Annotated in this window: 14 protein-coding genes and 7 pseudogenes; 14 read left to right on the top strand and 7 right to left on the bottom strand. The window is 61.1% G+C overall.

The genetic code is table 11. The features are described from left to right. The first annotated feature begins 317 nt into the window (after positions 1 to 317). Entirely contained in the window at positions 318 to 725 is a 408-nt protein-coding gene (locus AWB76_RS11170; RefSeq protein ID WP_061160231.1) for a response regulator, read from the top strand. 646 nt (positions 726 to 1,371) lie between these two features. Here the strand turns inward: AWB76_RS11170 and AWB76_RS39070 are convergent. The 3 genes and pseudogenes from AWB76_RS39070 to AWB76_RS11165 all read right to left on the bottom strand — a co-directional run. After that, a pseudogene (locus AWB76_RS39070) lies at positions 1,372 to 1,595 on the bottom strand (SDR family NAD(P)-dependent oxidoreductase); the annotation flags it as partial. A 142-nt stretch (positions 1,596 to 1,737) separates the two neighbouring features. After that, on the bottom strand, positions 1,738 to 1,872 hold the full coding sequence (locus tag AWB76_RS42675; protein WP_279616401.1) for a hypothetical protein: 135 nt from the start codon (positions 1,870 to 1,872) through the stop codon (positions 1,738 to 1,740). Positions 1,873 to 1,995: 123 nt separating this feature from the next. Then, the gene (locus tag AWB76_RS11165; protein ID WP_061160230.1) at positions 1,996 to 2,241 is read right to left on the bottom strand and encodes a hypothetical protein; all 246 of its coding nucleotides are present in this window, start codon (positions 2,239 to 2,241) and stop codon (positions 1,996 to 1,998) included. Positions 2,242 to 2,362: 121 nt separating this feature from the next. Between AWB76_RS11165 and AWB76_RS11160 the strand changes: the two genes are divergently transcribed. The 3 genes and pseudogenes from AWB76_RS11160 to AWB76_RS42105 all read left to right on the top strand — a co-directional run. Continuing rightward, the gene (locus tag AWB76_RS11160; protein ID WP_157696103.1) at positions 2,363 to 2,650 is read left to right on the top strand and encodes a hypothetical protein; all 288 of its coding nucleotides are present in this window, start codon (positions 2,363 to 2,365) and stop codon (positions 2,648 to 2,650) included. After that, positions 2,647 to 5,328: an ATP-binding cassette domain-containing protein gene (locus AWB76_RS11155; RefSeq protein ID WP_061160228.1), complete on the top strand. Its 2,682-nt coding sequence runs from the start codon at positions 2,647 to 2,649 to the stop codon at positions 5,326 to 5,328. Before AWB76_RS11160 ends, AWB76_RS11155 begins: the two co-directional genes overlap by 4 nt. A gap of 173 nt (positions 5,329 to 5,501) precedes the next feature. Beyond that, positions 5,502 to 6,096, top strand: a pseudogene (locus AWB76_RS42105) (glycosyl transferase family 51); the annotation flags it as partial. A 31-nt stretch (positions 6,097 to 6,127) separates the two neighbouring features. On the opposite strand, the pseudogene AWB76_RS42100 reads toward AWB76_RS42105, so the two are convergent. From AWB76_RS42100 to AWB76_RS42095, 4 genes and pseudogenes are all read right to left on the bottom strand, one after another. Continuing rightward, positions 6,128 to 6,268, bottom strand: a pseudogene (locus AWB76_RS42100) (hypothetical protein); the annotation flags it as partial. Then, a pseudogene (locus tag AWB76_RS39060) lies at positions 6,241 to 6,474 on the bottom strand (DNA polymerase ligase N-terminal domain-containing protein); the annotation flags it as partial. The pseudogenes AWB76_RS39060 and AWB76_RS42100, both read right to left, overlap by 28 nt. Before the next feature lie 105 nt (positions 6,475 to 6,579). Continuing rightward, positions 6,580 to 7,575: a Gfo/Idh/MocA family protein gene (locus tag AWB76_RS11145; RefSeq protein ID WP_244173310.1), complete on the bottom strand. Its 996-nt coding sequence runs from the start codon at positions 7,573 to 7,575 to the stop codon at positions 6,580 to 6,582. A gap of 732 nt (positions 7,576 to 8,307) precedes the next feature. Then, positions 8,308 to 8,466 (bottom strand): hypothetical protein, encoded by a 159-nt coding sequence (locus tag AWB76_RS42095; protein WP_244173309.1) that lies wholly within the window; start codon positions 8,464 to 8,466, stop codon positions 8,308 to 8,310. Positions 8,467 to 8,723: 257 nt separating this feature from the next. Here AWB76_RS42095 and AWB76_RS41575 point away from each other — a divergent pair. The 10 genes and pseudogenes from AWB76_RS41575 to AWB76_RS11095 form a co-directional block, all read left to right on the top strand. Next, positions 8,724 to 8,834, top strand: a pseudogene (locus tag AWB76_RS41575) (SDR family oxidoreductase); the annotation flags it as partial. Positions 8,835 to 8,866: 32 nt separating this feature from the next. Continuing rightward, positions 8,867 to 9,139, top strand: a complete 273-nt coding sequence (locus AWB76_RS41570; protein WP_061160226.1) for a hypothetical protein — start codon at positions 8,867 to 8,869, stop codon at positions 9,137 to 9,139. A 693-nt stretch (positions 9,140 to 9,832) separates the two neighbouring features. Then, positions 9,833 to 10,075: a hypothetical protein gene (locus AWB76_RS11125; protein ID WP_244173308.1), complete on the top strand. Its 243-nt coding sequence runs from the start codon at positions 9,833 to 9,835 to the stop codon at positions 10,073 to 10,075. A 941-nt stretch (positions 10,076 to 11,016) separates the two neighbouring features. Continuing rightward, the gene (locus tag AWB76_RS11120) at positions 11,017 to 11,259 is read left to right on the top strand and encodes an AbrB/MazE/SpoVT family DNA-binding domain-containing protein (protein ID WP_061160224.1); all 243 of its coding nucleotides are present in this window, start codon (positions 11,017 to 11,019) and stop codon (positions 11,257 to 11,259) included. Continuing rightward, entirely contained in the window at positions 11,256 to 11,678 is a 423-nt protein-coding gene (locus tag AWB76_RS11115; RefSeq protein ID WP_061160223.1) for a PIN domain-containing protein, read from the top strand. Before AWB76_RS11120 ends, AWB76_RS11115 begins: the two co-directional genes overlap by 4 nt. Positions 11,679 to 12,138: 460 nt before the next feature. Further along, positions 12,139 to 12,441 (top strand): annotated as a pseudogene (locus AWB76_RS42090) (site-specific integrase); the annotation flags it as partial. A 221-nt stretch (positions 12,442 to 12,662) separates the two neighbouring features. Next, a complete protein-coding gene (locus tag AWB76_RS11105) occupies positions 12,663 to 14,300 on the top strand; it encodes a putative maltokinase (protein ID WP_061160222.1) in 1,638 nt (545 codons plus the stop codon). 441 nt (positions 14,301 to 14,741) lie between these two features. Beyond that, a pseudogene (gene treZ, locus AWB76_RS11100) lies at positions 14,742 to 16,636 on the top strand (malto-oligosyltrehalose trehalohydrolase). A 273-nt stretch (positions 16,637 to 16,909) separates the two neighbouring features. Further along, positions 16,910 to 17,173: a hypothetical protein gene (locus AWB76_RS40385; protein ID WP_096031286.1), complete on the top strand. Its 264-nt coding sequence runs from the start codon at positions 16,910 to 16,912 to the stop codon at positions 17,171 to 17,173. Between the two features lie 617 nt (positions 17,174 to 17,790). Then, complete coding sequence (locus AWB76_RS11095; RefSeq protein WP_061160221.1) at positions 17,791 to 18,042, top strand: hypothetical protein; 252 nt, start codon at positions 17,791 to 17,793, stop codon at positions 18,040 to 18,042. The last annotated feature ends 435 nt before the right edge of the window (positions 18,043 to 18,477 follow it).

Here is an 18,477-nt window from a genome sequence, read left to right as displayed (position 1 = left end):
CGAGCGCAGTTGCGCAAAACACTTCTAACGCTTCGTCGCCAGCGACTCAACGCGGCACGGCGACGGGCAAGGCAGCTCAGGCTGCCTCAACCGGGGCAAGCGGCGCAGGCGCTCCAACCCTGATGCAGTAACGCGAGAAAGGCATGTCGCCGGGTGGCGCGTCGGGGCAGGACGCAAACCCGAAGGCGACAGGCAAGATAGAGCAATAAACCGGTCCAGGGCGCCGGCTAGCATGAACTGCTCGCAGACAGGGCTGCGTCGAGGCGGTGTCCAAGACTCGCGCATCGCAACCGGCGCTCAGCAACGGGGAGTAATGGATGGCTTCCGTGCTACTTGTCGACGACGATATGGGATGGCTGGGCTCGCTCGGCGTTGCGATTGCGGCAGAAGGCTATATCGTCCGAACGGCGACTGACGGCGAGCACGCTCTATCGCTTGCGAAAGCCGCACCGCCGGACGTTGTCGTGACAGACTGTGCGATGCCCGGCCTCAACGGCGTAGGGTTAATCCGTGTGATGCTCTCTGAGCCGAAACTCGCCCACATCCCGGTAATTCTCATCTCCGATTCTCGACGACGCCCGAGCGTACCGTGTGCCTGCTTCATGAGCAAGCCGTTTCCAGTACTCGCGCTGCTCCGTCAATTGAAGGTTGTCCAACGACGACGCCGTGCGGGCAAGTATTCAGTGCTGAGGGCTGTTGCCACCCACTTCTTACGTGTTAGATAGGACTGGACACGCCATAGACCCGCAACCGACCATGGCTAGCACTGCCCTTCGATAGGTCGGGATTCGCGTAAGGGAGGCCACTACGGCCAATCGTTGAGCCGAACGCACGACTGCTTAACGAGCTGCGAATCGGGTAGAAGCGTCGTCGCCTGCGAAAGCTCGGGCTTCGGAATTCGGAGTAATTGGGGCGCGACGAATCTATTGCTAATACCGCTTTGGTCGAAACTGTCGTTGCGTTGATGGGCGTTGAGCCAATTCTGACGTTAGTTGGCAGATGTCCGGAAAGGAGGACTCGGCGCCTCGCGTGCTTACATGTTGTCACAGCGGTATGCTCCCTTTTTTACCTTGCGAACTGCATAACGGTGCGGAGAACAGCTTCAATAACGTACCCGTTCGGGTCATGGTTCAGCATCGTCACGGCGATCATTTCGCCAGCTGAGAGTTTTGCTCGAGGGAATGTTCCCTCGAATACAGGCACGCCCAATGCTGTCGTTTTGGCTGAGGCAGCGCTCGAAGTTATTCAGCATTCGCTTGTGCCGCTGAGTATTAGATGATGGGCTTGCCGCCCGTCACCGCGATGGTCGCGCCGGAGGTGTAGCTCGCTTCGTCCGATGCGAGCATCACATACACGGCGGCGAGTTCGGCGGATGGCGACATCCGCGCCTTCACGCGCATAGGCGATCGCCACCGCGCGCCCGATGCCGCTGTCCGCGCCCGTGATGAGCGCGACCTTGCCGTCGAGCCTGTTGCTGCCTTTGTAGCTCGATTCGCCGTGATCGGGCTGCGGGTCCATCGGGGCGGTGAGTCCGGGGCGGTGTCCGGTTGCTGCGACGGCATGGGCGGGCGCGGGTATTGGCTGGTATCGGTCATGATGATGGGCCTCAAAAGACGACCGCTCGCGCGGCCATGCGCCCGATACAGCATTGGGCGTTCCAGCGCCCACACACGTTGGCGAATACTTAGGAACGCAATTAAATGGCCGGCTGCGCGGATGTGCAGCGAGGACGGTTAATCACGCCTCTTCGGCGAGCCATAGTGAAGCTTCGAGAACGTCGCCGCTCTTGTCGATGAAGTCGCGCAACCATTCAGCGATCGCCGCTTCCGCCGCTGCCACCGTCGGCCTGACGATGTGGCTGTGGAACGTCACCTTCGTGACCTCGGCGTGCCGCCTGTAATCAAACCCACTGAATACATGAACGCCTCCGCGGAGCGCATGTACCTTTTGTCGAGCATAGACCGCTCCACGTCGGGCGAATGGATATATCGGCGATCAGCGTCCTGTAATGCGCCGCAAGCCCGCTTCGACCTTCGCAATCGCGAGTTTCGGATCGCCGGCGAGCGCGGTTGTGCGAGCCATCATCAGCGCGTAGCGGTCGGTGGATTGAAGATCGAGCGACAGCGTGATCTGATCGACGAGACTGCTGACTTCGATGATTACCACGTTTTCCAGGCGCGAGCCGCCCGGCGCATTGTGCTCAAGAGCCGCCAGCTTGAAAGGGTAATTCCGTGCTTCCATGACGACTCCGAGTCGCGACCGGCGGCCGGTTGCATCGAGCATCGTTTGTGCCAAGGCTTTGCCCCGCGGGCGGGCGCACGGGTTGCTGTCAAGACACGTCGTCGGCGCGAGGAAAGGTGCAATGAATCGATTCTATCGGTCAGCAATGATGCTTGCGCTCGCGCTTGCGTGCATGTCGGGCGCGGAAAGCGCGGGCGCGCAGCAGAACGGCGCGCCGCCCGGCAACAAGTCGCCGGGAGATGGCGTGCCGGGCAAATCCGCGGGCGTGGCGGGCGGCGCGGGTGCGGCGGGACAATCGGGCACCGATCCCGCGACGCTCAAGCGCGCCGAGGAAGGGCGCGTGGAGCAGAAGCATTCGCAGGGCGCATCGGGTGCGGGCGCGGCGAAGCGCAAGGACTCGAAGGAGTGACGCTTCACGCCGCATCCAATGCATCCAGCGCGTCCGATGCGCAGCGCGCGCGCGTGCGCCGCCGCATCTTCGCGGATCTGTGGCGCGCGGTCTGGGCATGGCGCTATCAGACCGCCGCCGCGATCGCCCTGATGATCGGCGCGCGTCTCGCGGTCGTGTCGGTGCCGCTGCTGTTGAAGCGTGTCATCGACGAGTTCAGCCATCCCGCGACGAGCGTCGTTTTTCCCGTTTTTCTGGTGCTTGCCTACGTGCTGCTGCGCTATCTCGGCGATGTGCTGAACGAGGCGCGCGACATCGTATTCAGTATCGTCACGCAACGCACGGTGGCGTCCTTCACCGAGCGAACGTTCGCGCATCTTCATGCGCTGGGCGCGCGCTTTCACGCGCAGCGCGAGACGGGCGCCGTCGTGCGCGACGTGCAAAAGGGTGCGGACGGCATCGGCTTTTTACTCGGCACGGCGTTCTTTACTGTCGTGCCGGTGATGATCGAAATCGGCACGGTCGTCGCCATCATGGTGAGCAGTTACGCGCTTGAGTTCATGGTCATCATCGCCGTGACTTTCGTGCTCTATTCGGTGTGGACGCTGATCTTCACGCGCTATCGGATGCGCTTCCAGCGCGCGGTCAACAAGCTGGAGGCGCAGTCCGACAGCCGTCTCGTCGACAGCCTGCTCAACTACGAGACCGTGAAGTTCTTCGCAAGCGAACGCATCGAGACGAACCGGCTTTCCAGCGTGCTCGAAGAGTGGGTCCATGCGCGCGTCGCCAATCAGCGCGCGCTCACGCTGCTGCATGTCGGGCAGAGCACGATCATCGCGGTCGGCATTGCGGCGGTGATGCTGCGCGCGGCGCAACATGTCGTCGCGGGCACGATGAGCGTCGGCGATCTCGTGCTCGTCAACGCGTATATCGTGCAGGTGTGCAATCCGCTCAACACGCTTGGCTTCGTGTTTCGCGAGACCAATGACGCGATCGTGAACGTCGAGCGCATGTTCACGATCCTGCTTTCGCGCGGCCGCGTGCGGGAGGACGTAGACGAGAAAGACGCGCAGCCGCTCGTCGTGACGGCGGGCGAGATCGAGTTCGATCATGTCGAGTTCGGCTACGACCCGGCGCGGCAGATTCTGCGCGATGTCGATTTTCGCGCGCATCCGGGTAAGAAGCTCGCGGTAGTGGGCGGAAGCGGATCGGGTAAATCCACGCTCGTGAAGCTGCTTTTCAGGCTCTATGAGCCGACGGCCGGCGCGATCCGAATCGACGGGCAGGACATTGCGCAGGTCACGCAGGACAGCCTGCGCGCGATGGTCGGCATCGTGCCGCAGGACACGGTGCTGTTCAACGATACGATTGCCTACAACATCGGCTATGGACGTCCCGATGCGACGCGCGCCGATATCGTGCAGGCCGCGCGCGCGGCGCAACTGGACGGCTTTATCGAGCGTCTGCCGGATCATTACGACACGCGCGTCGGCGAGCGCGGCGTGCGGCTTTCGGGCGGCGAGCGGCAGCGCATCGCGATTGCGCGCGCCATTCTGAAGAATCCGCGCATCATCGTGTTCGACGAAGCGACCTCTGCGCTCGATACGCGTTCGGAACGCGCGATCCAGAACGAGCTCGATCGTCTCGCGAAGGGGCGCACGTCGATCGTGATCGCGCATCGGCTGTCCACGGTCGTCGATGCGGACTGGATCCTCGTGATGGAACACGGACGTATCGTCGAGCAGGGACAGCACGACGAACTGCTCGCGCGCGATGGCGTGTATGCGCGCATGCGGTCGCTGCAATGGCAGCAGGGAGAACTGGAGCACGCGCAGCGCAAAGTGTCGGCGCAGGCGGTCGGACTCGATACGCTCGTGGCCGGCGTCGTCGATGCGCTGCATGAGGAGATCGCGGAGCGCGGCGTGAATCTGTACACGGTCATCAGGGAACCGGGCTTGCGCGTGTCCGGCGATCCGAGCGTGCTGCAGCAGATCGTCGCCGAGTTGTGCCGCGCGCAGATGAGCGCTGCGACGCGCGGCGAGCGCATCGAATTGCGCGTGTTCCGCGAGGAAAATCAGGCGAGTCTCACGGTGATGGGGCAGCGCCCGAATCCCGCGGATCTTACGCCTCAACAAGTGCGGCGCCTCGAAAAGGCCTTGACGGAGACGGGCGGCAGTTTCGCGCCGCGTTATATCGACAAGCATGTCGCCTATGTCGCGACGATGCCTCTACGCCCGGTGCTCGACGATACGAGCGCGCACGCAGCCGCACACAACGACGCGTTGAACGGCATCACCGTGATGGTGCTGGACGATCAGGAAGAAGCGCGCGACGCGCTGGAGGCCGTGCTCGAATCGGTGGGCGCACTTGTGGTGCTGTGTGCGTCGGGCGACGAAGCGATCACGCGATTGCGCGGCTTGCCGACGGCGCAATGGCCGGATGTTTTCCTGTGCGATATTGTGCTCGGCGGCGAGCAGGACGGTTATGAAGTCTTGCGTCTGATACGCGAGGAAGAGGCGAGCCGTGGCGCATCGCTTGCCGAGCGGACGCCCGCGATTGCGTTGACGGGACATACGCAGGCCGATGCGCGCGGGCGCGCGCGGGCGGCGGGGTTTCAGGCACATTTGACGAAGCCTGTGCCCGCGCCGAAGTTGATCGGGACGATTGGAGGGGTGATGGCGAGGACGTCTGCGCAGTAGCAGTCAGGTGCTGCGCGACGCCGCCGGCGTGCCGCTCAACGCCGCGCGCATCCGCGTATCGAATCATGCCTGCGATTCGCCGGGCGCGACGCTTCTCAGCACCGTCGCGATCCGCTGCGGCGACTTGCGCACGTCGCGCAACAGCAGCGCGAGCGCGTCTTCAGCGGTCGTCCCTCACGGACGAGGATCTCGCAAAGCTCCATGCGAAATACGGCATCGACAAGTTCAACCTCAACGATCGCGGGTATATCGCGCCCGTGCATCCGCTCGAATTGTGGACCGTGAACTATCTGCGGGAGCATCAAGCTCGCGTCGCTCGACGACGTGCAGCAAGCGAGCCGCGATGTGCGCGCCACCGCTTATTCGTGGCTCTTCAAGACACGCTATCGCGCGACGCAGGACAGGCGCATCAAGCGCATGGTCGAGTTGCAGGCGTATGCGGAGATCGCGAAGTCATGGCGCGCGCTCGGCTATCCATTCTCGTCGGTCACGCCTTCGTATGCGGCCGCGATCGGGGCATCGGGCGACCGGCCGGAGGCACTAGCGCAACTGGTCGGCATCGTGGAGAACGGCGGCAACGGGCTCGCCACGCAACGCATCTCGACTCTCGAATTTGCGAAAGACACACCGTACGAAACGCGTTTCACGCACGTGAGCGCGCCAGCGAAGCCTTTGCTCGCACCCGAGATCGCGACCGTGGTTCAGCGGCTCCTGCGCGATGTCGTCGCTGGCGGTACCGCGCAGCGGCTCGCCGACGGCATCGGGTTGGGAATCGAGATGTCCTGTCGTGCCCGTTGCGTGTGAACAGTTTCACTCGCTTCTTATCAATGCGAGCTAGCAGTCGGTAACCGTCTAGCTTGGATTCAACTATCCAGTTACCGCGACCCGGCCAAGAAACAAATGGCGGTGCACGTAGCACGGCCCTTTGGGAACAGCCCATGAGAGCAGCACGCCGTCGTGTTCGAGCCGGAAGTCATAGTGGAGGCGACTGGCCCAATGCTTCTGCGCAACAAAGCTGCCCTCAGTCGGCGTTCCGTTTGCCACACTCGCCTTCGAGGCAGACGGCTCGGGCGCGGCGCCAAAGTCCCGATTATCGCGATAACGCTTGAGTGGCGTTGCCGCTGCATTTTTGCGGGACGAAACCATCGCGGTTTCCCTCGGTTCGATGGGCTGGTTTTCTTACAACGACAGTTTCGCCCGGAAAAGTAGCCGACCGTCCACATTGGATGTTCGGGTGAATTGCAGAACTTCTCAAAACTCTTCCATCTGCGGATCGGGGCCGCGTGTCGGGACTGCGGGCGCAGCGAGCTTGACTGCGCGGCCGGTGCGCGCGGATTCGTAGATCGCCTCGATGATGCGCTGATCCTGTAAGCCTTCTTCGCCCGGTGTGTGCGGCACGATTTCATCTTTCACGCACACCGACATGTGATCCATCTCGCGCGCAAACTGGTTTTGCGGATCGATCTGCACTTCGGTGGTCGCGCTCTTGCCGTCCCGCAATGTGCCGTGCCGCATGCGCAATCCGTTGTAGCCGAACGCTGGGTCCATCTCGACCCAGCCCTGCGCGCCTTGCAGCCTGAAGAAACGCGACTCGTGACTCGCATAGCTCGACATGCACGTCGCCGTCAGTGCGCTTGGAAATCGCAGGATGAAGTGCACGGATGCCTCCACTTCGACGAAGCGCGGATCGGATTCCGGCCGATACACCATCGCGATGACTTCCTTCGGCTCCTCTCCGGAAAGAAAGCGCGCCGCATTTAGACAGTAAAGCCCGATATCGGGCAAAGCACCACCGCCCGCCAGCGCTTTGTTCGGTCGCCATTGCGCCGGATCGCCGACGTTCTGTGAATTGCCCGCAATGAACTCGCGCAGCGGCCCGAGTTGCCGGTCCTTCACCATCTTCGCGATCATGCGATCCATCGGCTCGTATTGGCTGCGATATGCGATCATGAGTTTGCGGTTCGCGCGCTTCATCGCGTCGACCATTGCCTGCCAATCGGCGACGCTGTTCGCCATGGGCTTTTCGCAGAGCACGTGCTTGCCGATCTTCGCGGCACGCAACGTGAATTCCTTGTGCATGCCGTTGGGTAAGACGATGTAGACGACCTGCACGCGCGGGTTGTCGGCGAGGCGCTCGAAACTCTGATAGTCGTGGACGTCAACTCCGGCACGCCGTACTGGTGCGCGACGCGCAGCGCCTTCGTGCGATCGCCCGAAACCAGCGCGGAGACCTTCGAGTATTTGCACTGCGCGAGCGCGGGCAGGATCTGATTGAGCGACAGTCGACCGAGTCCGACGATCGCATAACCGATGCGATCGTCGGGCGGCAGGTTGGCGTCCGGCGTCTCTTCCTTCTGCTCGGTGTTCGGATCCTGAATCAGCGGGAGCTTGACTTGATTGGCGTCGGAGCCCGTCGGACCGGCAGCCCACGCGCTGCCGGCCGAAGCGGCGGTGAGCGCGACCGCGATGCCCGCGCTTCCGCGTAACAAGAACGAGCGCCGCCCGGTTTCTGGCGGAGTGGAAGTCGATTCGGAATCAGCAAGCCTAGGGTCGTTGCGGACAGGCATCGAAAGCTCCAGGGATAGGCGTGACGCGGCAGCGCCGTCCGGTGGAAATCGGCCGTCGCGGTGTAGCATTGACTGTGCCGTAGGCTCGTCGACTGCTGGTGAGGCGAGTTAGGACCGAGCGTCGTCGAGGCTCGGCAAGGGTTACTGATTGCTGGGCTCGTCGGGGTCCTCGACGCATTTCCGATGCTGTCCCTCGGATGGACGTAATTCTTGCGATTCACGCCATTCGTGATTTCGACGTCCCGCTTCACCTTGCGGTCTTCGTTTCCGATGACTGTACCGATAGCCGTGCCTGTCCAACCTTTAATCTGTTTCTTGATACCCTCCTTCTGATCGTTGTTCATCTTGCGCTCCGTGACTCGTAAGCGAATCGGCGGTGTTTCCCGCGACGTGCGACGTGCCCGGCGTAAGGCTAAGCTTCGTTGTCGGACTTGCCTGGTCTGCCGCTGCGGCTCGCGGGTTCGAGATCCGGATCGACGCGATTGTGTTCAGGCGCGTCTAGGCCCTCGCCGGGATGTTCCTTGCCCTTCGGCACGAGGCTCGGGTCGATGTTGCCGCGATCACGCTGCACGACGTCGCCGTCGCTCTTCTCTTTTACATCGCCTTCGCCGAGCCTTTTTCGACGTTCGTCCGCGCTCGACGGGATCGGAGGGTTCGTTTTGCATCGTCTGCTCCTTCGCATCGGATGGGGATTGCGTGGTACTTCCTGGCAACGGATATGCCACGTTGCCGGTGGGTTGCGGTGCGAAAGCAACGTTGTCAGGCGCTGGCATTTAGGGGCACAGGGCACGCTGAAACGAGGCATCCTCAACGCAAAGGTGGTATGCCATGCGAATCAAACTGAAACTGCTCGACGAGCAGGTGATCGTCAATGCAGAAGCGACGAGCGGAATAGGGCTCGTCACCGCGCGCCTTGCCGCTGCACGTGGCGCTCGCCTGAGTTCAGGCGTTATTGGCTGGCGCCCGAAGGCGTGTCGCTGGCTGCGGTAGCAGGGAAGCTCGCCGCAGTCGGAACGGATACGCCCGATGCTGGCGCGGCGGCGGCGGTGTCGCTGGCCGCATTTCCCGTGGTAACGGTGGTGCGGTTGCGGTTGCAGCCCGCCATAGAGCAAGTGCACGTCGTCAGTGCGATGATCAGCGAGATCTTGATGCGGTTGGAAGCTTTCACGGTGCGCTCCTGCTCAGATGGCGATGGAACAGCAATGAGCCCATTGGGGCTGGTTTTTTGCCCGTACATTGCGTAGCACGGCGGTAACCCCTCTCTGCAAAGTAAAGCTCTGCCATGCACTCGGTCGACGCCGGAACGCGGAAGCTGGTATTTATGCTCCGCAATATCGCGCTGAATGATCGACGTCGGCGAACACAACACGACTCGTTTGGTCTTTGAGATCAGGGAGCACCGCGCGTACCTGACCTATGAGAAGGCGGACGCGCCGGACGCATGCGGTTGACCGCGCTGGCGGTCGACGACTGTTCGTGGACTGCGTCAGCGAGTCGCTCGCGGCAGTGTCGGACGCTTCGATGTCCTATTGCGCCGCGACCTCCGACGCCCGAAGATGTCGCCGGAAATTCAACAGACACGAGCACGACGGGCGTGCTTGGGTGAAAAGATCCGGCTCGACGGCAGCGACCACGAGGGTACTGGCGAACCGGAGCGACGCGTCGGTCAGCGCTTTATGTGTGAATGGCCGCGCTGCCTGCGTGGACACCGGAAAGCAGCTGGTCGGGATGGTCGGGCTGGAGCGAAATCGCGACATGGTCGAACGGCGAAGTAGCCTCGACCTCGGCGCGAAATCGCCGCCCTCCGTGGCCAGGTCGCGAATGAAAGTAGCATCGTTTGGAAGTCCGTCCCGGAGGTATGGAATTTGCAGAGATTGCTTCGGCATGCGCACCCTTCCAAAAACCACGGGGCTGCCCGCGATGGGCCAGAATCGACAATGCTGTTTCTGTTCGTCGAAGACGATGAAAACGTCGTGGCGGCGTTCGCCGAACTGGCCGCATCGCTCGGTCATCATCCGGACGTTGCGCGTACCGGTGGCGAGGCGCTACGCACGACGGGGCAGACGCGATACGACTCCTTTTTCATGGATATCGGCCTGCTCGAGATCGCGACGGACGGAAGCTTTGCGACTACGTTCGCTGCGCGGGTGCTTCGACCGAAGCGTGTATGGTCGCGGTGACCGGTAAGAGTGGACTCGACATGGAGTCATCGCGTCAAATTCGACGGTTATCGGCGCAAACCGGTACCGCATCGGAAATCGCGGGAATCATCCGCAGCTGTTGAGGCGTCAGGTCGCGCAACATTGCTCGGATCGAGTCAAAGACGTAATCCACATAACATTCACTTAAGGGAAGCCGCGCTACGATCGCGGCACGACAACGCACGCGCGCCTTCATGAACGAATCGGGCGAATCGCTCGATTCACTTGGACCAGTTCATTCGCCTACCAGATTGTCTTCATCAGCTAGCCGACGAAGACGACGACCTTTAAAGTCCCCTGATCGCATAGAGCCGCGTCGGTAACGCGGTGGGGCTTTCGGGTTGAAGCAGCTCCTCTCGGGAATCCGCGAGTCGGTGACGTAGATCGTGCCATCCGCGCCTTCCGAGAACGTCGAGCCAGACGAGGCGCTTATCGCGCAGGAGCGTGGTGAATCGCAAGACAACATTTTCGAACAAGGCTGACGAGATGATCAAGTTTAGCTACAGCGGCATTAGCATCCGGCGCAGGAGCTCAAGCCGACTGCGAAGCGGCCGCCTAATCACGCCGAGGGGGTGCCGACTCGGCTGGAATGCGAGGCATCCGGTGGGAGCCAGAGGTGCGGCGGCGACGAGCGGCAGCGCAGTGAAGACAGGAGAAGCGACGACTTGGCTGCAGCGGCTGACCGACGAGCACAGAAGCGGGGCCTCTAAAAGTTTTACATAAGAAACAGATCATTCTCATCCCGAAGAATATAGCAATAATCGACACCCATTCATTCTTCGAGTCGGCGCGAGCGCCATTGTATTGGGCGTGGCGTTTTCATACCTATTAATCGCCCAGTGATCGACACAAATCGTCAAACTTGAGAATACCAGCGTTTGGATATACAATGGACGAAACGTATATCAAAGGGGTTGATCATGCAGGTCGCAAAATGGGGTAACAGTCTTGCCGTGCGGCTGCCGGCGAGCGTCGTCGACGCCCTCGACTTGAAGGAGGGCGATGATATCGAGATTTACGCCCACAGTTCCGGCGCGTTCTCGGTGACGAGAAAGCCGACCGTCGCAGAACGCATCCAGCGCCTGCGGCATTATCGGGGACGTCTACCTGCGGACTTCAAGTTCGATCGGGAATCGATCAGTGAACGGGATAGCTCTAAATGACAGTCGCGGCACCGAACCGATTTGCCGTCGATAGCAATGTCGTCGTCTATTTGTTTTCCAACGATGCTGCGAAGGCTGACAAGGCTGAGGCGTTGATGGCTTGCGAGAGGTCGAACCCCGTCATCAGCACTCAGGTGATGAATGAGGTCACGCTTGTTGTGAGCCGGAAAATGGGGCTCTCGTGGCCGGAAATAGAAAGCATTCTGGAAGATGTCGAGGTGCTTTGCGAAGTCGTGCCGCTGACTCTCGAGGTTCACAAAGAAGCCCGCCGCGTCGCAGCGCACTATGGATTCAGATTTTATGACTCTTGTATTATCGCGTTCGCGCTGCTCAACGACTGTGATGTTCTCTACAGTGAGGACATGCACCACGGTCAAGTCATTTTCGACCGTTTGACCGTGGTTAACCCGTTTCTTTGAATGCGCCGAAGACGGTTCGATCGTTAGCGAGTTCCTTGCATGTGGACGCCGTGAGGGCCGACACAAGTGTCGTGTGCGGTAACCCATATGCTCGTTACCGACTCACTCGAGGCGCACGACCCTCTCGCGCTTTTTGGCGGATTCAACTGTGACGCGACGATCTTGCCGGTCTGGCCGACCTGGTAATTTTTAGACGAACACTAAAACTTTGCGCAACCTTGTGCTGCCTTCTTCGTAAGAATTTGTGTCGGCGCAGCCAGAGCCGTTCGATTGGCTGATCCCGCTCGATAATCTCGGTCGCGCTGGGCGATCCCCTGCCGATTAAACGGTGATCGGGAGACGGTTTCGGGTCGAACCGCCACCGCTTCCTCTGCGTGCAAATAATCTCCCTTCATCGAAGAGAAGATCGTCATGGAAACGCGATTCTTCCGGCGCACGCCGGGTGCCGTAGAGCACGTGAAAGCTAACTGGTCAGAAGCCGCCGTTGAAGCTCCGTGAGATCTGGGCGATTCGGACGAGACTCCAGGTGTCATCCAACGCTCGTGAGTTGGCGCTGTTTAACTTGGCGATTGACAGCGAGCTTCGAGCGTACGATTTGACGCGACTGCAGGTGCAAGATATCTGCGCGGGGTGGCCACGTGTCTCACGAGCGACATTCAAGCAGCAAAAAACGCAGCGCCCTGCGCAATTCGAGATCACGGAGCAAACGCGGCAGAGTGTGGCAGCGTGGATTTCGATTTGGGGGCAGAAACCTTTTGATTATCCCTGAATTTATTCCGATCGTCAACCTTTGTACCACTGCCCGAACCGTGCGCACCCACATCCACGCGCGTTAGGCGACTTTTCCATGAACAGAGAACCCATTCCATCCGTTCGTGCGTTCGTGCCATTGATCGACCGGTTCTCTGCGGGACCGGATCGTGCGCCATCGCGAGCGAACGGTCGAACGCCCTAACGGCTACTGATCGAGCGGAGCGAACAGACATGAACGACGACGAATTACGCTTGCGGGCCTACTACGTGTGGGAAGCGGCCGGTCGGCCCGATGGCGATCCGGATCGACATTGGGCGCAGGCTCGTCGTGACGCGGGCCTGATCGATGAGGCGTGGCCGACGATCGTTGCCGATCGACTCACCGATGTTCTGTCGCCGGAAAACCGGGTGCTTCTCGAGCAACGGATCCTGCCCGACTATCTCGCGCGACGTCGCTGGTTCGCGGCGAAGAACCGAACAATCCGATCGCTCAAGCTTGTCGAACCGGTCGCCATCGACGAGCTCGGTGTGCTCGCCCAGATCGAAGTCGCGCTCGACGGCAGCCTTGAACGCTACGCCTTGCCGCTGGCGCTTTCATGGGACGGCGACGCATACGCCGAACGCGATCCGACGCGTGACATGGGCATCGTCGCGGTGCTTGGCGACGGGCGCCGCGGCGTTCTGACCGACGCGTTCTTCATGCCCGCGTTCATCCGTTCCCTGCTTGGCCGGACGCAGGACGGAGCGGTGATCGGTTCGGAGGAAAACGGCATGCTCGATTTCAGGCCGGAGCCCGCCGGACGGGATCAGATCGGCGGCGCCCAGGAGATTCGCTGGCTTTCCACCGAGCAGAGCAACACGTCGGTCATCGTGGACGGGCGCATCGTCATGAAGCTGATACGGCGGCTTCAGCCGGGCGTGAATCCGGAAGCCGAAATGTGCCGCTTCCTGACGCGAGCCGGTTATGAAAATGCGAGCCCGTTACTGGCGGAAGTCATACATACGGACCGCGACGGCGAGTCGCGCTCGGTGCTGGTCCTGGAAGGCTTCGTCCCCAACCAGGGCGATGCATGGACTTTCGCGACCGAATGTCTGCGCGGCGCGCTTGCGGCGCAGTCAGAAACAGACGATTCGACCGGCAAACTTCAGGGCATGGTCGAGCTCGTCGGCCGACGTCTGGGTGAGCTGCATGCCGCGCTATCGAAAGCGCATGACGACTCCGCCTTCGACCCGGAAGTCGCGCAACCGGGCGACTTTGACGCATGGCGCGACGCGGCCATCGAACAGTTTGAGCGCGCCGTCGATGTTCTCGCGTCTTGCGACGATCCGCTCGTCTCCCGCATCGTCGATGCGCGGTCGGAAATCGTCGACGCCGTCCGCCGCGCGGAACTCCCTGAATCGGACGCATTGAAAACCCGCATCCACGGCGACTTCCATCTCGGACAGGTTCTGTGGTCGGGCACGGATGCCTGCATCATCGACTTCGAAGGCGAGCCAGCGCGGCCGATCGAATCGCGCCGTGCGAAGTCGAGCGCACTGAAGGACGTCGCCGGCCTGCTTAGGTCGATCGATTACGCAGGGGCATTCGCGGTCAAAGAGGTGAATGGAACTGATGGCGCAGCGATTCTCCATACGTCGATCAGCGCTGCGGGGAAGGGTTTCCTTCGCGCGTATCAGGACTCAAGCGGAACGGAGGTGACCGCTTCCTTGACGGGTGACGAACCCGATCTCCTGAACCTCTTTCTGCTCGAAAAGGCGGCTTACGAGGTCTGCTATGAGGCGGCGAATCGGCCGGACTGGCTCTTGATCCCGGTGCGAGGAATGGCACGCGCGCTCGCCGCCTTTACCGATGCAATCAACCCTCCATGACACGACGCGCACGTACGCACGCGCCCGTTGCGCGGCTCACGCTCGAGCCCTTCGCTGCCGTCCCGACCCTCCGAAACTGAGAGAGCTTTTCAACGACCCCGCGCGGCAGCGGTGAGTATCGTTGCGGTGTTTGTCCGTCCGCGTCAAGGTCGGCGCGGGCGACATTCGAGCGTGAAGAGCGATCCCACCGTGCTTGCTCCGATACGACTGCTGGACACTTGCGGCCCCGACCAGTGACGTTCTAAACGGCCGCCACCACACAAGGACGGAGTGTTCTCGTTACGGACCGCTGTTGGCTGGAACGAAGACTGCTTCGGGCTTGCACGACGCTCTACGGCGAATGTCGGCCGACAGGACGGACCCGTACGGATTGCCTCATGCCGAGATCTGCGCATTTGAGTTTGAATCGCGATGGCACTGCAGCAGTGACGGATCGCTAATATGTCCCAACATCAAATCCATTCTGAGCGACACCCAAGCGCGCATTGTTTTTCCTTCGGCGCGCATCTCACCGGCGCGGGGCAACAGCATCCGCGCACGCGCTTCCGATTCTGGGCGCCGTCGCGCGACCGCGTGCAAGTCGAGGTTCAGGGAGCCGGCAGCACGACGTCCGAGCTCACCGACATGCAGCCCGTCGGGGACGGCTGGTACGAAGCCGAAGCTGACGTCGGGGCGGGGACGCTGTATCGCTATCGTCTCGACGAGGAGCTCGCCGTTCCCGACCCCGCATCTCGCTTTCAGCCACAGGACGTGCATGGGCCGAGCGAAGTCGTCGACCCGCACGCTTATCGCTGGACACACACGGACTGGCATGGCCGGCCGTGGGAAGAGACCGTGCTTTACGAGTTGCACGTCGGCGCGATGGGCGGCTATGCGGGCGTTACCGCGCGTCTGCCGGAACTCGCGCAACTCGGCGTGACGGCCATCGAACTCATGCCGCTCAACGACTTCTCCGGCACGCGCAACTGGGGCTACGACGGCGTGCTGCCCTATGCGCCCGATTCGGCCTATGGCCGCCCGGAAGAACTGAAGCAGCTCATCGACACCGCGCACGGCCTGGGCCTCATGGTGTTTCTCGATGTGGTCTATAACCACTTCGGTCCGGACGGCAACTATCTGCATGCTTACGCCAAGACATTTTTTCGCGAAGGCGTGAACACACCATGGGGTCCCGCGATCGATTTTGAGCGGCCGCAAGTGCGCGACTTCTTTTTCGACAACGCGCTCTATTGGCTCAATGAATATCGGTTCGATGGCCTGCGCCTCGATGCGGTGCACGCGATCAACTACGACGAATGGCTGCGCGAACTGGCCGACCGCGTGAGAAGTTCCGTGGAAGCCGGGCGTCACGTGCATCTCGTGCTGGAGAACGAGCACAACACGGCGAGCCTGCTGGCGGATCACTTCAACGCGCAATGGAGCGACGACGCCCACAACACGCTGCATGCGCTACTGACCGGCGAGAGCGAGAGCTACTACGAGGCGTATTCGGACAGGCCGATTGACAAGCTCGCGCGGGTGTTGTCCGAAGGCTTCGTGTATCAGGGCGATTCGTCACCCCTCCACGATGGCGCGCCGCGTGGCGAGCCGAGCGGACACTTGCCGCCCACCGCCTTCGTCATGTTCTTGCAGAACCACGATCAGGTCGGCAATCGCGCGATGGGTGATCGCCTGCGCGCGCTACGAACGACGATTCGCTCCGTGCGGCTACCGGCCTGCTGCTGATTTCGCCGCAAATCCCGATGCTCTTCATGGAAGAGCAGTATGGCTCGAAACAGCCGTTCCTTTTTTTCACTGACTATCACGACGAACTCGCCGATGCCGTTCGCAACGGCCGCCGCAAGGAATTCTCGAACTTCTCCGCATTCAGCGATGAAAAGCGCCGCGCGCAGATTCCCGATCCGAACGACAAGCTTACATTCGAGTCGTCATCGCCAAACGTGGCGAACAAGGAAGACGAACTCGATCGTCTTGAATGGCGGCACTTTTATCGTTCGGCGCTGACGGTGCGAGCGAAGCTCATCATGCCGCGTCTGAAGGGAGCCAAATCGCTCGGGGCGAACCTGACCGGCGAGAAGGCGCTCGTCGCCCGCTGGAAGCTTGGCGACGGCGAGACGCTCTCGATCGCGCTCAATCTCGCGGATGTACCCGTCACGCTTTCCGACGCGCCGGAGGGAAAGGTCATCTTCGAGACACCGCCGCGCGCGCAGGATCGCGCGTACGAGGGCGAACCGAGCGGCCGCACGTTCGTCGCATGGCTCACGGGCGACGTGAACGAATATGCGAGCGCGCACGACGCGCGCCGACTGCAACCGACCGAAGGGCAACGCAAGTGAGTTGACAATTAGAACTCTTACGAGGAAGAAAACGCGCGACTCGAGGCGCGCGGCATCGACACGAATTTAACAAGGCGACCGGCCGCCTGGACGAGAAACCCCAAAACTCAATTGCGGCGGTGATCCCACCATGGTGTAGTGAACTATCCCGTGCCGGGAGCGCGACTCCAAGTCGAAGGTCGGCTATCGCGACACAGTTGACATGGCAAGCTAACGGCCGCCCGTGGCATGTGGATTGCTGATGAGCGAGTTCAAATAGGAAGGAGACTGGTCATGAGCAGCGATCGCTTGGAAGGACCGGGCAGCACCGATAAGCCGCTCGGCGATGCAGGCAGCGGAGCAAGTGGCGGTGGCTCGCTGGGTAACCAGCCAGGACCGGGCGCCGCCACAGGCGGCGATCCCGTCCAAGGAGTGCGTCAACCAACTTCCGGCGAGGCCGAACAGCCTGCACAAGGCCGACCGGAACAGAAGGCCCACCTTAAGTCGGGCAACAGCACCGAGTCACCCGGCAACGACGACGCGCTCAAAAGAGAGTGACAATTAACGATCGCTTCTCGCATGTCGGCATCGAAGAGGTCCGCGATCGGCTACTTTCTTGTTAGGAGCGATACATCGACATGACGAAGCAAGTAGTGCTGCTCGGATTGTTGCTGGCGAGCGCTTCGTCTGCGACAGTGGGAGTCTTGTATTTCCTTGCGGTCGTATCTCTACTGAGGGAGCGAGCGTTGAGACCTTCGGCCACGCACAGTACTGGCAATTAATGAGACATCCCGCCCTGCCCGATCCGGTATGGACGGCAGCGTCGCTTTGGGGAGACAGCGGGCCATTCTTTGCGGACGCGGGGCTTGTTCGGTAAGGCACAGGTTGCCAGACGTCCACTGATGAAGGACTATGCGCGATCGCGCGCGCGCAGCGGACGTTAGCTTCTCAGCGTAGTGCAACTAATCGTCTTTATTCTCCGACTTTATAAGAAGGCTTCGCCATCAATGCGGAGCCAACAAAAGGGCGTCGAGATTGGCGCGTTCGAAATGGCATTTTTGGCGGGCGAACGCCCAGCGCATCTGCACGCTTTCATCAGATGATTATGATCTCCGTGCAAGGTCTTGTTGCATTGCACAATTTGCTCTTGCTGCGTGGAAATTTGGGAGCAACACATGAACGACGCGGGAGTCGCGGCCACACTACTGAACAGATGGGAACGAAATAATCGGGCGCAGAACGCAGACAGCGCGGTCGGCCTTTTACGCGAGGGCGGTCTCTCGTTCAGCCACTACGTGGGCGTCAGCCACGACACGTCGGCTGAGTTCGTCAACGGAGTGAAGATTGAATGCCTCACGTTCGGCGATGGCTCTCGAGCTCGCCGATTTGGAACCTTCCCGACAATTTTCTTCCGGCGGCTTTTTTAACGGCTTGATCAATTGTCGCTCTCAACAACGTCCGGGGGCAGGACAGTCGAAGCAAGATTTCGCAGATTTCGTCGAAATTCGCGGCTGAGCTCCTGATGGCGCGACTGAACCTACTTACGAGCAGGCGTTGGATTGGCGTGCCTTTCTCGGCGCGTCGCACTTGTGCGCCGACAGCGACCGCCTTTTTGTAGATAACCGCTTCCCTTAGCGTGTCGTCGCGAGCTCGGTTAGCTAAGGCAATCAATGCAGTCGTTTATATTTCGCATCACCAACGAAAATGCGCTTATGTTCACTATGTCAAAATTCGCACTGCGGCTTGGGTCGACTACCAGCAGGAACGGCGCGTAGCGCTGGTAGTCGACACCGAGCGAACGTATTTAGTCCGCCGCGCAAGGCGTATGTCCGAACGAAAGTCGCTTCATGGCACATCGCGTG

Origin of the sequence: Caballeronia temeraria (genome assembly GCF_001544795.2) — a bacterium.
Classification (GTDB): Bacteria; Pseudomonadota; Gammaproteobacteria; order Burkholderiales; family Burkholderiaceae; genus Caballeronia; species Caballeronia temeraria.
The sequence above is the reverse complement of the archived record's forward strand: the minus strand, read 5'-3'. Positions and strand labels throughout refer to the sequence as shown.